A 15342-nucleotide genomic window follows, 5' to 3' on the forward strand; every position below is an offset into this window, starting at 1 on the left:
GGCGGTGGCCGGGTCAGCACCAGCACCTCCCGTTCCCGTGCGGTGAGGGCAGCCAGCGGGTCGCGGGGCCGGTGCGGCAGCCGGCGGACCACGTCCGGGTCGATCACGGCGCCGCCCGCGAGGACGGTACGCAGGTTGTCGACGAAGTCGGTGACCTCGGCGACCCGATCCTTGAGCAGGTAGCCGACCCGGCGGCCGTCGGCGCTGTCCAGCAGCGCGGAGGCGTACTCGGGCTGCACGTGCTGGCTGAGCACGACCACGGCCAGGCCCGGCTGCTCGCCGCGCAACTCGACAGCCGACTGAACCCACCTTCCGGGGTATGCCCTGCCTACCCCGGAACCTGCCTGCCCCGCCGGGAGTCCGAAGGCCTGAACCACTCGGCATGTCGGACCGTTGGTGACGGCATGTGGACACGGATGCCGGAGCTGCCCCCAGAAGCGTCCCCCGGATTGCGCGCCGCGCAACGCGCCCTGGACAGGGATCTCCGGCTCGCGCTGGAAGACGCCCGCGCGAACAACGGGCAAGATCGTGGCCCGGCCGACAACACGCCGCGGCTGAGCGAGACACAGATCAAGGACGCCCGTGACGTCGCTGCGAGCCTGGTCAACGGTCACCTGAAGGACGGCCCGTTAGGCTGGCTGCGCGTAGCCGTACACCGGTTTCTGCGCCTGCTGCGCTACTTCGAGATCAACGAGTCTGCGCCGAAACCCCGACCGGCCGCCGCCGGAGAGCAGGCTGGTGCTGGGGAGCAAGCGGATGCCGGAGAGCAGGACCGGCAGGCGTCGGGTGACCGTGCGCCGGGGTCCGGTTCCAGCGAGCCGACGCGCGAATCCCAGCAAGCCGAGGCAGACCAGCCAGGCGAGGAAACGCAAAGCTCCCAGCCATCCGGTGACGACGAGTCGCCGCCTGCGCCGAGTGAGTCAGCACCGGAGCCCCGGAAACCTATCACCGACGCGCAGGTCGAAAGCTGGAAAGCGACCCTCAACGAGGAAGGGGAGCACCTGCTCAAGCACGAGAAGGAGCGCCTGGAACGGGCCATCGCCGTCGCGTATCTCATCTCCAGCGACCCTGACCTGCAGAAACTCTACGAGGACCCGCAGCAGATGCAACAAGTCGCGAACATGGTCGCGCTGGCCGACTGGGTCGCCGACCGGTACGACAAGGGCCCGCGCGCCGACGAGAGACACAAGGCCACCCGCGGCGCGTCCGCGAGCGCACGAACAGCACCCGTCCATACGTACGGCGACGACCAACCCTTGGTGAGAGCGCCGACAATGCCTGCGCTGACGTATGCCGACGACAACCTGGCCGTGAGCCCGCCGGGGACGCCTGCGTTGACGTATGCCGAGGACGGTCTGGCGGTGAGCGCGCCGAGGAGGCCTTCCGGAGGGTACATCGAGCAACAGCGCCCAGCGGCGAGCGTGTTGGGGATGCCAGCCTGGTTGCGCGCCGACGACCATGCGGTGAGCCCGCCGGGGACACCGGTGGTGACTCCACCGGGAACACCGGTGGTGAGTCCGCCCGGGACACCTGCCCGCATGGACGCCGACCATCCGATGGGGGGTCCGCCGGGGACGCCGGTGGTGAACCCGCCAGGGTCGCCGGCCGGGATGCACGCCGACGCTCATCCGATCGTGAGCCCGCCGGGGTCGCCGGTGGTGAGTGCGCCGGGTTCGCCCATCGGGAGGTATGTCGAGCAGCAGCGCCCGGCGGTGAGCGTACCGGGGACGCCTGCTCGGCCGTCCGCTGCGGGACAGCACGTGGCGGCGCGAGACGCGCGGCCAGAGCGGGTGCCGCCCGGTAATCCCCGCGCCGCTAGCCTCACCAGCTTGCACAGCCCGAAGCGGCCAGCGGGAAGCCCGCCCCCGCGACCGGAGGCTCCCGACTCCTCCCGGCCGGACCGCACGGCAGGTCAGGGCAGAGGTCGCAGGTGACCTCCGCCGACCCGCCAAGGTCACGCTCGATCCCAGATCGAGTGGTTGAGCGCGCGAGCGAGGCAACTCGATCCGGGATCGAGCGTGATCATGGGCCGCTGAGCAGGAACAGGAGGCGGTGCAGCCCTGGGTGGGTGGTGGAGCGGGCCCGGGAGGGTGATGAGCAGGCCTGGGAGGGGGGCGGTGCGGCGCCGGCAGCGGGGGTGAGCAGCCGGCGCCGCGGAAGAGGGGACGACAGGGGCCGGTCAGGCGCGGCCGAAGCGGTCCAGGATCCAGGCGTTGATGAAGGCTTCCTCGCGCCAGGAGTCGTACCGTCCACTGGGGCCGCCGTGACCGGCCTCCATCTCGGTCTTGAGCAGGTAGTCGCCCTGCGGCGCGACGGCGCGCAGCCGGGCGATCCACTTGGCCGGCTCGTGGTAGAACACCCGCGTGTCGTTGAGGCTGGTCATCGCGAGGATCGCCGGATAGTCAAGCGGCGCGACGTTCTCGTACGGGGTGTACGACTTCATGTAGGCGTACACCTCGGGGTCCGCGAGGGGGTTGCCCCACTCCTCCCACTCGGTCACCGTCAGCGGCAGGGACGGGTCGAGGATGGTGTTGAGCGCGTCCACGAACGGCACCTGCGCGACGATGCCGGTGAAGGCGTCGGGGGCGAGGTTGGCGACCGCGCCCATCAGCAGGCCGCCGGCCGAGCCGCCGCGCGCGACCAGTCGGTCGGGGGCCGTCCAGCCGGTCTTGGCCAGGTGGCGGGCGCAGGCGACGAAGTCGGTGAAGGTGTTCTTCTTGGCGAGCATCTTGCCGTGGTCGTACCAGCGGCGGCCCAGTTCACCGCCGCCCCGGATGTGGGCCACCGCGAAGATCACCCCACGGTCCAGCAGGGACAGCCGGCCGACCGAGAACCACGGGTCCATGCTGGCCTCGTACGACCCGTAGCCGTAGATGACGCAGGGGGCCGAGCCGTCGCGGGGCGTACCCCGGCGGTAGACCAGCGAGATCGGCACCCGGGTGCCGTCGTCGGCCAGGGCCCAGTCGCGCTGCTGCTCGTAGTCTTCCGGCTGGTACGGCTGTCCGTCCGGGCCGGGCAGCACGGGCCGGCGGCGCAGCAGCGTCAGTTCCTGGGTCGCCAGGTCGTAGTCGTACACCGAGTCGGGGATGATCAACGAGGTGTAGCGCAGCCGGAGCCGGTCGGTGCGGTACTCGGGATTGCCGTCCAGGCCGACGGTGTGCAGCGGCTCCGGGAACTCGATGTCGTGGGCGTCCCCGCCGTCGAGCGGCAGCACCCGCAGGCCGGTCAGGCCGTTGCTGCGCAGCGTGACGACCAGGTGGTCGGCGAAGGCGTCCACCGCCTCCAGTCGGGTGCCGGGGGAGTGGTCGATCATCGGCACCCAGTCGCCCGGCGTGTCCGCCGAGGCGTACGCGAGGGCGAAGTCCTCGGCGCCGTCGTTGTGCAGGATCAGGAACCGGTGCCCGTGGTGCTCCACCGAGTACTCGACGCCCTGTCGGCGTGGTGCGATCACTGCGGGTTCGCCGGTCGGGTTGTCGGCGGGGATGACCCGTACCTCGCTGGTGAGCTTGCTGGCGATGTCGATCAGGATGAACCGCTCCGATCGGGTCAACTCGACCCCGACCCAGAAGCGTTCGTCGTCCTCGGCGTGCACCACCACGTCGTCGCCGGCGGCGGTGCCGATCACGTGCCGCCAGACCCGGTGCGGACGCCACGCCTCGTCCACCGTGACGTAGAACAGCACGGAGGCGTCGGTCGACCAGGCCGTGCCGTAGAAGGTGCCCGGGATCTCGTCGGGCAGCAGTTCGCCGCTGACGAGATCCTTGATCCGCAGGGTGAACCGTTCGTCGCCGGAGAAGTCCGTGGAGTAGGCGAGAAAACGCCCGTCGGGGCTGACGTCGAAGGCGCCCAGGGCGAAGAAGTCGTGCCCTTCGGCGAGCAGGTTGCCGTCGAGCAGGATCTCCTCGCCGTCCAGGGGAGCGCCGTCGGCACTGATCGGGGGCGTGGTCTCGCCGTCGCGTACGGCCCGCCGACAGTGCACGCCGTACTGCCGGCCCTCGACCGTACGGGTGTAGTACCAGTACCCGCCCTTGCGGGTCGGTACCGACAGGTCGGATTCCTGGGTGCGTCGACGGATCTCCTCGAACAACTCGGTCCGCAGCCCGGACAGGTGGGCTGTGCGCTGCTCGGTCCAGGCGTTCTCGGCGTCGAGGTAGGCGATGGTCTCCGGATCGTCCTTCGCGGCCAGCCAGGCGTACTCGTCGACGACGATGTCGTCGTGGTGGACGCGTTCGGTGGGTACCCGCTTCGCCACGGGTGCGGGGGTCTCGGTGGTCACGGCGTCACGTTACCGGCCCTGCTCGGCTCCCGTCGGTAGCAAATACCTACCGAATCGTTCGAACACATGTACGATCGCGGCATGGTGCCAGCACGTTCCACCGGCACGTCCGGTGCCCTCGACATCACCCGCCGACTGATCGAGATCTGTGGCCCGCGCTTCGCCCGGTTCGCCGGCCCCGCCGACGAGGTGGCCGGGCGGCCGGCCCGCTGGGTGGCGGTTCCCGGCGGTGCCGACGCGGCGGCCCGGGTGCTCCGGTTGGCCGCACGACACGACCTGAGCGTGGTTCCGCGCGGGGCCGGCACGAAAATCGACTGGGGTGCCCCGCCCGAGCGGGTCGACATCATGCTCGACACCGGGCGACTGGCCGGCATCGGGCATCGGCCGCCCGGTCAGGGTGCCGCCGAGGTCGGCGCCGGCACGCCGCTGCGGGCGGTGCAGGCCACCCTGGAACGCACCAGCCAGCGGCTCGCGGTGGACGCACCCTCGCCCGGTGCCACAATCGGTGGCGTGCTCGCCGCCGACGAGGCGGGTCCGCTGCGGCACCGACACGGCACCGCCTGCGATCAGCTCGTCAGCCTGCGTTATCTGGCCGCCGACGGGGAGCTGACCGAGGCCGACGGCGGGGCCGCCGGGCTGGCCCAGGCCCGGCTGTTGTGCGGCTCGGAGGGGGCGCTCGGTGTGCTGGTCAGCGCCACCCTGCGCGTGCAGGCCATGCCGGCCTGCCGGGTCTGGGTGACCCGACCGGTGTGGACGCCGCTTGAGGTGCACGACCTGATCCGCGCGGTGCTCGCCGCCCGCCTCGACCCGGCCGCGATCGAGCTGGACCTGCCGGTCGGCGGGAAGGACCGAATGCCGTGGGATGCGCGGGCCGCCGCGATGGCCCGTCATCCGTCCATGACCGGGCGGTCACCGGCCAGCCCGGCCGGTGCCGGTTCGCTCGTGGTGTTGTTGGAGGGCGGCCCTTCCGACGTGGCGGAGCGCAGCGACCGGCTGGTGTCGCTGCTCGGTGCCCGCGCGACGGTGGCCAGATCGGCGCCGCCCTGGTGGCGCAGTTACCCGTTCGCCCCCGGCGACACCGCGCTGAGGCTGGAGGTGCCGATCACCGACCTGCACGCGGCGGTGTACGCGCTGCGCGACGCGGCCGGGTCGCCGGTTCCGGTGCGTGGCTCAGCTGGCCGGGGTGTGGTGCATGCCGCCCTGCCCGGCTCGCTCGCGCCGGACCGGGTAGCGGCGATCCTGGCCGCCGTCCGCAGCGTGCTGCTGGCCCGGCAGGGCCGATGCGTGGTGCTCTCCGCGCCACCGGCCGTCCGGCGGGCCGTCGACCTCTGGGGCGAGCTGGTCGGCCTGGCCCGCCTCCGCGCGGTCAAGCAGCACCTCGACCCGGGCCACCGACTCGCTCCCGGCCGACTCCCCGGCGGCCTCTGACGGCGGACGGCCCGGGTCGGCCGCGGCGTCTGGCGGCCGGACAGGCTGTGTGAGGCGGCGGCGTCTGACAACAGCGGGCGAGGGGGTCAGCCAGCGGCGTCGTTGCGGAGGACGAGGATGGCGATGTCGTCGCGCGGCTCCTCCACCGAGAAGTTGATCGCGGTGGCGCGCAGCCGGGCCGCCACCACGTCGGCGGGGTAACCGGCGAGCGGAGTGACGGCGTCGCGCAGCCGACCGATGCCGAACAGCTCCCGGCCTCGGCGGCGCTCGGTCACGCCGTCGGTGTAGAAGACCAGGCAGTCACCAGGGCCGAGGGTGATCTCCGAGGACGGTGAGCTGATCGTTTCGAGCAGGCCGAGCGCGGTGCCACCGCTGCCGACGAAGCTGGCCGGGCCGCCACCGGAACGCAGCAGCAACGGTCGATCATGCCCGGCCAGGTGCAACTCGACGTCGAGCCGGTCACCCTCGCTCGGCGCGACCACGGCCAGCGCCAACGTGCAGTACCGTCCGGCACCCCGCTCGACAAGCGTCTCGTTGAGCCGGGGCAGCAACTCGGGCAGCGGCTTGCCGTCGCCGGCCAGCACCCGGATCACGTCCCGGACCAGCCCGGTGACCGCTGCGGCCTGCACTCCCTTGCCGGAGACGTCGCCGATCACCACCAGCCAGCGTCCATCCGGCAGCGGCACCACGTCGTAGAAGTCACCACCGACGTCGGCGTCGCCGCCGGTCGGGACGTACTCGGCGGCGAAACCGATGCCGTCGACCACCGGCAGCACCGGCGGCAGCAGCGACTGTTGCAGAGCCTGGGCGATGCGTCGGCGTTCCGCGTGGATCCGGGCGTTCTCGATCGCCAGGGCCGCCCGGCGGGCCACGTCCTCCAGCACTGCGATCTCGTCCGGGTCGTGCCGGTGTCGCTGGTGTCGCCCGACCGCCAGGGTGCCGAGGCGCTGACCCCGGGCGATCAACGGTACGGCGAAGCCCTCCATCGGCGCGCCCAGCGGCGTCTGGGTGCCGTTGCGGCTGGCCTCCCGCAGCCGGGCCTGGATCGAGTCGGGACCCGATTCGCGCAGCGTGGCGTGCAACTGCGGCAGCATCGCCTCGTCGGCGTGCGTGGCGGCGGCCAGGCGCAGCCGACCCCACTCGTCGGTGGTGTGCACCGCGCACCACTGACCGAGTCGGGGCACCACCAGTTGCGGGACGAGCGCCATGGTCAGTTCCACGTCCAACGACTGGGCGAGCAGTTCGCTGGCCTCGGCGAGGAAGGTGAGCCAGGCCTGTCGGCGTACGTCGGCGCGACGCAGCCGGTCGTTCTCCAGGTGCAGCGAGAGTCGCTCGGCGGTCAGCACCGCCAGCGGGCGGGCGTACGCGGTGGGCGCGGCGTCCAGTTCCAGTTCCCCAACGTACGGGCGATGCACCGCCAGCGGCACCCGGAGCAGGTCGTGACCGGGCCGGGGCTGCCGACCGTACCGGGCGAGCACCTGGGTGCCCTGCCCGTCGCCGCGATCCAGTCGCACCACACCTCCGGCGGCACCGATCATCTCCGCCACCCGGGTGAGCAGGTTCGTGGCGAAGTCGGGCAGCGGATCCTCGGCGTACGGATCGGGCAGGGTCTGCATCAGCGTGCTCATCGCCCCGGCGCTGGGTGCGGTGGTCGCTGCGGTGCCGTCCGTCTCACCGGCCGACGTCGTCCGGCCGCCTCCCGATGGGCTGCGCCGGTCCAGCCGGAACCACACGCCCTTGCCGCTGGGCAGGTAGGTGGTGCCCCAGCGGCTGGCGAAGTGATCGACGAGCAGCAGTCCCCGGCCGCGTTCGGCGACCTCGGTGATCTCTGTGGCCGCGTTGCGTACCCCGACGGTGAGTTCGTCGACCGGGCCGGCGGCGAAGTCGGACACGGTCACGGTCAACCCGGCCGCGTCGGCGCTCACCTCGACGTCCAGTTCGGTGCGGGCGTGCTCGACGGCGTTGGTGGACAGCTCGGTGGTGAGCAGAAGTGCCTCGTTGAGCAGTTCGTCCAGGTCAGCCTCGGCGAGTACGGACCGCACGACGGCCCGCGCCGCCGCCGGCGTACGACGATCCGCCGGCAGCCGGACACGTCGTACATGCTCGTGTGGGCCTCCGGTCGCCGCGGGCCCCGCCTCCGCTGCCACCCTCGTATCCTCCACCGCCACCCCTGGTGTGCCAAACCGATCGGGGTTCGCGTCCGTAACCCGGGCGGCGATGCGTCGTGGCGGTTTCGAGGTCACGGGGACAATGATGGGGTGACCCGGCGCGAGCCGGTGGACCCCGAGGTGAGCGAGGAATGATGACCACGGCGAAACAGTCGGCGACCGCGGAGATCAGCGTCGCCGACCACGAGGCGGTCCTCACCGAGCTGGCGGAGGCGCTGCGCCGGGTGCGCGGCGGTGACCTCAAGGTCAGGCTTCCGCGGCGTTCCGGCGCGGCCGGGGAGGTGGCGGACGCCTTCAACGACGTGGTGTCGCTCCAGGAGCGGCAGCATCTGGATCTACGGCGGATCAGCCGGATCGTCGGTCGGGACGGCCGGCTGACCGAGCGGCTGGACGAAGAGGGATTGGACGGCTCGTGGGCGGAAGGTCAGCGGGCCGTCAACTCGTTGATCGACGATCTGGGCCGACCCACCACCGAGATCGCGCGGGTCATCGTCGCCGTCGCCGACGGTGACCTCTCCCAGCACATGGCGCTGGAGATCGACGGCCGTCCGCTGCGCGGTGAGTACCTGCGCATCGGCCGCACCGTCAACACCATGGTCGACCAGCTTTCGTCCTTCTCCAACGAGGTGACCCGGGTGGCCCGCGAGGTGGGCACCGAGGGCAAGCTCGGCGGTCAGGCCGACGTACGCGGCGTCGCCGGCACCTGGAAGGACCTCACCGACTCGGTGAACACCATGGCGTCGAACCTCACCGGGCAGGTGCGGTCGATCTCCCAGGTGGCCACGGCGGTGGCGAAGGGCGATTTGAGCCAGAAGATCACGGTGAGCGCCCGGGGCGAGGTCGCCGAGCTGGCCGACACGATGAACTCGCTGACCGACACCCTGCGGCTCTTTGCCGAGCAGGTGACCCGGGTGGCCCGCGAGGTGGGTACCGAGGGCAAGCTCGGCGGCCAGGCCGAGGTGCCCAACGTGGCCGGCACCTGGAAGGACCTGACCGACAGCGTCAACTCGATGGCGTCGAACCTGACCGCCCAGGTGCGCAACATCGCCCAGGTGTCCACGGCGGTGGCCCGCGGCGACCTGTCGCAGAAGATCACCGTGGCGGCGCAGGGCGAGATCCTCGAACTCAAGGACACCGTCAACACGATGGTGGATCAGTTGTCGTCGTTCGCCGACGAGGTGACGCGGGTGGCCCGTGAGGTGGGCACCGAGGGCAAGCTCGGCGGCCAGGCCCAGGTACGCGGGGTCTCCGGCACCTGGCGGGACCTGACCGAGAACGTCAACCAGCTGGCCGGCAACCTGACCAGCCAGGTCCGCAACATCTCCCAGGTGTCCACGGCGGTGGCCAAGGGTGACCTGTCGCAGAAGATCACGGTCGACGCCCGGGGCGAGATCCTGGAGCTCAAGGACACCGTCAACACGATGGTGGATCAGTTGTCGTCGTTCGCCGACGAGGTGACCCGGGTGGCCCGTGAGGTGGGCACCGAGGGCAAGCTGGGCGGTCAGGCCCAGGTGAAGGGGGTCTCGGGCACCTGGCGGGATTTGACCGACAACGTGAACTCGATGGCGTCGAACCTCACCAGTCAGGTACGGAACATCGCCTCCGTCACCACGGCCGTCGCCAAGGGTGACCTGTCGCAGAAGATCACCGTGGACGCCCGGGGCGAGATCCTGGAGTTGAAGAACACCGTCAACACGATGGTGGATCAGTTGTCGTCGTTCGCCGACGAGGTGACGCGGGTGGCCCGTGAGGTGGGCACCGAAGGCAAGCTCGGCGGTCAGGCCCAGGTGCGGGGAGTGGCCGGCACCTGGCGGGACCTGACGGACAACGTGAACTCGATGGCGTCGAACCTGACCAGCCAGGTGCGGAACATCGCCCAGGTCTCGACCGCGGTGGCCAAGGGTGACCTGTCGCAGAAGATCACCGTGGACGCGCAGGGCGAGATCCTGGAGCTGAAGAACACCGTCAACACGATGGTGGATCAGTTGTCCTCGTTCGCCGACGAGGTCACCCGGGTGGCCCGTGAAGTGGGCACCGAAGGCAAGCTCGGCGGCCAGGCCCAGGTCAAGGGCGTCTCGGGCACCTGGCGGGACCTGACCGACAACGTGAACTCGATGGCGTCGAACCTGACCAGCCAGGTACGGAACATCGCCTCGGTCACCACCGCTGTCGCCAACGGCGACCTGTCGCAGAAGATCACGGTCGACGCGCAGGGCGAGATCCTGGAGCTGAAGAACACCGTCAACACGATGGTGGATCAGCTGTCGTCGTTCGCCGACGAGGTGACCCGGGTGGCCCGCGAGGTCGGCATCGAAGGCAAGCTGGGCGGTCAGGCCCAGGTGAAGGGCGTCTCCGGCACCTGGCGGGACCTGACCGAGAACGTCAACCAGCTCGCCTCCACCCTGACCACCCAGCTGCGGGCGATCGCCCAGGTGTCGACCTCGGTGACCCGCGGCGATCTGACCCAGCGGATCGCGGTGAAGGCGCAGGGCGAGGTCGCCGAGCTCAAGGACAACATCAACCAGATGATCGTCACCCTGCGGGAGACCACCCACAAGAACGCCGAGCAGGGCTGGCTCGACTCCAACCTGGCCCGCATCGGTGGTCTGTTGCAGGGCCAGCGCGACCTCGGCGAGGTCTGCCGGATGATCATGATGGAGGTGACACCGCTTGTCGACGCGCAACTCGGCGCGTTCTTCCTGGCGGACAACTCCGAGGGCGTGATGCGGCTGCGGCTGACCGCCTCGTACGGCTACGTGTCCCGAGGTCACGAGGTCACCTTCGGTCCCGGCGAAGGGCTGGTCGGGCAGACCGCCCTCTCCCGCCGGACGATCCGGGTCGGCGCCGTACCGGACGGGCGGATCACGCTGCGCTCCGGGCTGGCCGACACTCCACCGGCCGACCTGGTCGTGCTGCCCGTGCTCTTCGAGGGCGAACTGCTCGGGGTGATCGAGTTCGCCAGCGTGACGCCCTTCTCCGAGTTGCACCTGTCCTTCCTGGAGCGGTTGGTCGCCACCATCGGCATCGCGGTCAACACCATTCAGGCCAACCGGCGTACGGAGGAGCTGCTCGCCCAGTCGCAGCGGCTGGCCCACGAGTTGCAGGAACAGTCGGCGGAGTTGCAGCGCACCAACGCCGAACTGGAGGAGAAGGCGACCCTGCTGTCGGAGCAGAAGGGCAACATCGAGACCAAGAACCGGGAGATCGAAATGGCCCGGCTCGGTCTGGAGGAGAAGGCGCAGCAGCTGACCCGCGCCTCGGCGTACAAGTCGGAGTTCCTGGCGAACATGAGCCACGAACTGCGTACGCCGCTGAACTCGCTGCTCCTGCTGGCGCGGCTGCTGGCCGAGAACTCGGAGCGCAACCTGACCCCGAAGCAGATCGAGTTCGCCCGGACGATCCACGGCTCCGGGTCGGATCTGCTGCGCCTGATCGACGACATCCTCGACCTGTCCAAGATCGAGGCGGGGCGGATGGACGTGGAGCCGACCGAGGTCCGGTTCGAGGAGATCCGCAGCTACGTCGAGCAGGCGTTCGCCCCGCAGGCCGAGGAGAAGGGCCTGGACTTCCAGGTACGGGTGGCCAAGGACCTGCCGCCCGCGGTGGTCACCGACGCCCAGCGACTCCAGCAGATCCTGCGCAACCTGCTCTCCAACGCGGTGAAGTTCACCGACAACGGCGCGGTGACGCTGCGCATCTCCCGGGCACCGGAGCACGCGGTCTTCGACGTACCGGCGCTGATCAACGCCCGTCAGGTGATCGCGTTCACGGTGATCGACACCGGCATCGGCATCTCCGACGACAAGCTGTCCCTGATCTTCGAGGCGTTCCAGCAGGCGGACGGCACCACCAGCCGCCGCTACGGCGGTACCGGCCTGGGCCTGTCCATCAGTCGCGACCTGGCCCGGCTGATCGGCGGCACGATCACCGTCAGCTCGGCGCCCAACCAGGGCTCGACGTTCACCCTCTACCTGCCCGACGTGCTGGCGCCGGACGCCGTGGTGGCCCCGGCGCCACCCTCCCCGCAGCGGGCCGGCCTACCGTCGTCGCTGCTGATGCCGCCGGTGGAGTTGCTGCCGCAGCAGCCCGAGGCACCGAAGACCCGCCAACTGGACGGCGCCACGGTGCTGATCGTCGACGACGATGTGCGCAACGTGTTCGCCCTGACCAGCGCGCTGGAACTACACGGCATGACGGTGCTCTACGCCGACAACGGCAACGACGGCGTACGCCTGCTCGCCGAGCACCCGGAGGTCGACATCGTGCTGATGGATGCCATGATGCCTGACCAGGACGGGTACGAGACCACCAGACAGATCCGGCGCAACCACCGGTTCGCCGATCTGCCGATCGTCTTCCTCACGGCCAAGGCGATGCCCGGCGATCGGGAGTCGGCGATCGCGGCGGGGGCGAGTGACTACATCACCAAACCGGTCGACCTGGACGAGCTGATCGAGTTGATGGGCTCCTGGATCAGCGGCAGCCGTACCGAGGAGGGCTCGTGACGCAGGTGGCAAAGGCGCTACTGGTCGATGACCGCCGGGAGAACCTGATGGCCCTGGAGGCGATCCTCCAGGGGCTGCCGGTGCAGTCGGTGGCGGTGGAGAGCGGGGAGGCGGCGCTCAAGCAACTGCTGGTCGACGACTTCGCGGTCATCCTGCTCGACGCCCAGATGCCGGACATGGACGGCTTCGAGACGGCCAGCCACATCAAGCGGCGGGAACGCACCCGACACGTACCGATCATCTTCCTGACCGCCGCCGACCGGGACGCGCAACTGGCGCTGCGTGGCTACGCGGTCGGCGCGGTGGACTACCTGACCAAGCCCTTCGACCCGTGGGTGCTGCGAGCCAAGGTCTCCGTCTTCGTGGAACTCTGGACCAAGACCCGCCAGCTGGCCGCCCAGTCGGAGATGGTTCGCGAGCGCGACGCCCAGTGGCGCCTGCTCACCGACGCCGTCGACGAGGCCACCACCCTCCTACGCTCCGCCGACGACAACCCCGACGCCATCGCCCAAGTCCTCACCACCCTCGAACAAGCCCGCTGGGGCCCCACCCCCGACTAACCCCACCCCTCCCCACCCCCGCGCCACCCCGCGCGGCCCACCCCCACCCCCACCCGCCCCCGCGATCTTGCACTTTTCGTCGGGGCGTAACGGGGCAAGGGCGACATAAGGGCGACCATAAGTGCAAGATCGTGGCGGGATCACGAGCGTGGACTGGGGCGGGGGCGCGTCACTGCCCTTCCTCCCGCGATCTTGCACTTCCTGTCGGGGTATAGCAGGGCAAAGGCGATATATGGGCGACTGCAAGTGCAAGATCGCGGGGGTGCGACGTGGAGGGCTGTGGACGTGGTTGTGTCACTGCCTTCCCTGCCGCGATCTTGCACTTTTCGTCGGGGCATAGCGGGGCAAGAGCGGCATAAGGGCGACCATAAGTGCAAGATCGCGGGGCGGGGGCGGGGCGGACGCGGGGCGTGGTTAGGGGGTGGGGGCGTCGTTGCGGATCATCAGGGCGCTGCGGAGGCCGGTGATGTCCAGGACGCGGAGCAGGAACTCGCCGACGTTGGTCAGGATGAGCAGGCTCTGGGCGTGGCTGGCCTTGCGGCTGAGCACGACGAGGGTGCCGAGGCCCTGCGAGTCGCAGAAGGTGACTCCGCCCAGGTCGAGCACGATCCGGGGTGGCGGCTCGGCGAGGACCTCGTTGACGACGGTCGACAGCTGGGCGGCCGTGAGCATGTCGATCTCACCGGCAAGGCGTAGGACTGCTTCGTCGCCCGTTCGGTGTACGGTGATGGACAGTTCGGCACGATCCACCGGATCAGCCTATCGCGATCTCGCACGTCCGGCCTGTCGAGGCGAACCGGCCCGGGGTGGCCTTTCGCAGGTGAGCCTGGTAACCCCGTTCCGGGGTGCCTGCCGGTCCCCAGCTTGACGCTGACACAATGGCGGCATCGTGACCGAGGTGACTTCCGCCGGATCCGACCGCTACCCGGTCGACGCGCCGGCCTCAGCGGCCCTGTTCGACCGCGCTCGCGCCATCGTGCCGGGCGGGGTGAACTCTCCCGTGCGCGCCTTCCGCGCCGTCGGTGGGACGCCCCGCTTCATGGTTCGCGGTGAGGGCCCCTGGCTGTACGACGCCGACGACCGGCGCTACGTCGACCTGGTGTGCTCGTGGGGGCCGCTGATTCTCGGCCACGCCCACCCCGAGGTGGTCGCGGCGGTGCAGGCTGCCGCCGCCAACGGCACCAGCTTCGGTACACCGACGCCCGGCGAGGTGGAGTTGGCCGCCGAGATCGTCGCGCGTACCCCGGTCGAGCAGGTCCGCTTGGTCAACTCGGGCACCGAGGCGACCATGTCGGCGATCCGGCTGGCTCGTGGCTACACCGGTCGCTCGAAGATCATCAAGTTTGCCGGCTGCTACCACGGGCACGTGGACGCGCTGCTCGCCGCTGCCGGCTCCGGCGTGGCGACCCTCGGCCTGCCCGATTCGCCCGGCGTCACCGGTGCGGCGGCCAGCGAGACGATCGTGCTGCCGTACAACGACATTGCTGCCGTCGAGGAGGCGTTCGCCGCCGAGGGTCAGCACATCGCTGCCGTGATCACCGAGGCGGCACCGGGCAACATGGGCGTGATCGCTCCCCGGGACGGCTTCAACGAGCAGTTGGCGCGGATCGCGCACGCCAACGGCGCGCTGCTCATCATCGACGAGGTGATGACCGGGTTCCGGGTTTCCCGCTCCGGGTGGCACGGCCTCGACCCGGTCGAGGCGGACCTGTGGACGTACGGCAAGGTCATGGGTGGTGGGCTGCCCGCCGCGGCGTTCGGCGGGCGCGCGGAGATCATGTCGCGGCTGGCCCCGGCCGGCCCGGTCTACCAGGCCGGCACGCTCTCCGGTAACCCGCTGGCCTGCGCCGCCGGTCTGACCACCCTGCGGCTGGCCGACGACGCGCTCTACCGCAAGCTGGACGACACCGCCGCCGTCGTGGGCAAGCTCGCCGGCGACGCGCTGGCCGCCGCCGGTGTCCCGCACCGATTGTCGTACGCGGGCAGCATGTTCTCGATCTTCTTCACCGACGCCGACGTGGTCGACTACGACAGCGCCCGCACCCAGCAGGTGCCCGCGTTCAAGGCGTTCTTCCACGCGATGCTCGCCGCCGGGGTGTACCTCCCGCCGAGCGCGTTCGAATCCTGGTTCGTCTCGGCGGCGATCGACGACGCCGCCCTGGAACAGATCGCCGCCGCCCTGCCGGTGGCGGCCAACGCGGCAGCGGCGGCAGGTACAGGGGGGTAGGCACGGTGAGCGCGAGGAGTGAGCCGGTTTTGCGAGCCCCGCAGTCGCGAGCCAAGGGGGCAGCGGTGAGCGCGAGGAGTGAGCCGGTTTTGCGAGCCCCGCAGTCGCGAGCCAAGGGGGCAGCGGTGAGCGCGAGGAGTGAGCCGGTTTTGCGAGCCCCGCAGTCGCGAGCCAAGGG

The 15342-nt window shown here is 70.4% G+C and carries 8 protein-coding genes and 1 pseudogene; 5 read left to right on the forward strand and 4 right to left on the reverse strand.

What is annotated here, in order from left to right:
- Positions 1 to 14 precede the first annotated feature (14 nt).
- A pseudogene (locus VAB18032_RS01340) lies at positions 15 to 305 on the reverse strand (DNA-binding response regulator); the annotation flags it as partial.
- 111 nt (positions 306 to 416) lie between these two features.
- Between VAB18032_RS01340 and VAB18032_RS31400 the strand changes: the two are divergent.
- Positions 417 to 1934 carry a hypothetical protein gene (locus tag VAB18032_RS31400; protein ID WP_148272170.1) on the forward strand — a complete coding sequence of 506 codons (1518 nt, stop codon included), beginning with the start codon at positions 417 to 419 and terminating at the stop codon, positions 1932 to 1934.
- Between the two features lie 245 nt (positions 1935 to 2179).
- On the opposite strand, the gene VAB18032_RS01355 is transcribed toward VAB18032_RS31400, so the two are convergent.
- Positions 2180 to 4276 (reverse strand): S9 family peptidase, encoded by a 2097-nt coding sequence (locus tag VAB18032_RS01355; protein ID WP_013730968.1) that lies wholly within the window; start codon positions 4274 to 4276, stop codon positions 2180 to 2182.
- Between the two features lie 81 nt (positions 4277 to 4357).
- Between VAB18032_RS01355 and VAB18032_RS01360 the strand changes: the two genes are divergently transcribed.
- The gene (locus tag VAB18032_RS01360; RefSeq protein ID WP_126712669.1) at positions 4358 to 5704 is read left to right on the forward strand and encodes an FAD-binding oxidoreductase; all 1347 of its coding nucleotides are present in this window, start codon (positions 4358 to 4360) and stop codon (positions 5702 to 5704) included.
- An 86-nt stretch (positions 5705 to 5790) separates the two neighbouring features.
- Here the strand turns inward: VAB18032_RS01360 and VAB18032_RS01365 are convergent, their stop codons facing one another.
- Positions 5791 to 7851, reverse strand: a complete 2061-nt coding sequence (locus VAB18032_RS01365; RefSeq protein ID WP_013730970.1) for a SpoIIE family protein phosphatase — start codon at positions 7849 to 7851, stop codon at positions 5791 to 5793.
- Between the two features lie 155 nt (positions 7852 to 8006).
- Here VAB18032_RS01365 and VAB18032_RS01370 point away from each other — a divergent pair, with 155 nt between their 5' ends.
- Both VAB18032_RS01370 and VAB18032_RS01375 read left to right on the forward strand, forming a co-directional pair.
- Positions 8007 to 12377, forward strand: a complete 4371-nt coding sequence (locus VAB18032_RS01370) for a hybrid sensor histidine kinase/response regulator (RefSeq protein ID WP_043722626.1) — start codon at positions 8007 to 8009, stop codon at positions 12375 to 12377.
- A complete protein-coding gene (locus tag VAB18032_RS01375) occupies positions 12374 to 12937 on the forward strand; it encodes a response regulator (protein ID WP_013730972.1) in 564 nt (187 codons plus the stop codon). Before VAB18032_RS01370 ends, VAB18032_RS01375 begins: the two co-directional genes overlap by 4 nt.
- A gap of 414 nt (positions 12938 to 13351) precedes the next feature.
- On the opposite strand, the gene VAB18032_RS01380 is transcribed toward VAB18032_RS01375, so the two are convergent.
- Entirely contained in the window at positions 13352 to 13687 is a 336-nt protein-coding gene (locus tag VAB18032_RS01380; protein ID WP_013730973.1) for an STAS domain-containing protein, read from the reverse strand.
- A gap of 139 nt (positions 13688 to 13826) precedes the next feature.
- Between VAB18032_RS01380 and hemL the strand changes: the two genes are divergently transcribed.
- Complete coding sequence (gene hemL, locus VAB18032_RS01385) at positions 13827 to 15164, forward strand: glutamate-1-semialdehyde 2,1-aminomutase (RefSeq protein WP_013730974.1); 1338 nt, start codon at positions 13827 to 13829, stop codon at positions 15162 to 15164.
- Positions 15165 to 15342: the final 178 nt, after the last annotated feature.

The organism is Micromonospora maris AB-18-032 (genome assembly GCF_000204155.1).
In the GTDB taxonomy this organism is placed as follows: domain Bacteria; phylum Actinomycetota; class Actinomycetes; order Mycobacteriales; family Micromonosporaceae; genus Micromonospora; species Micromonospora gifhornensis.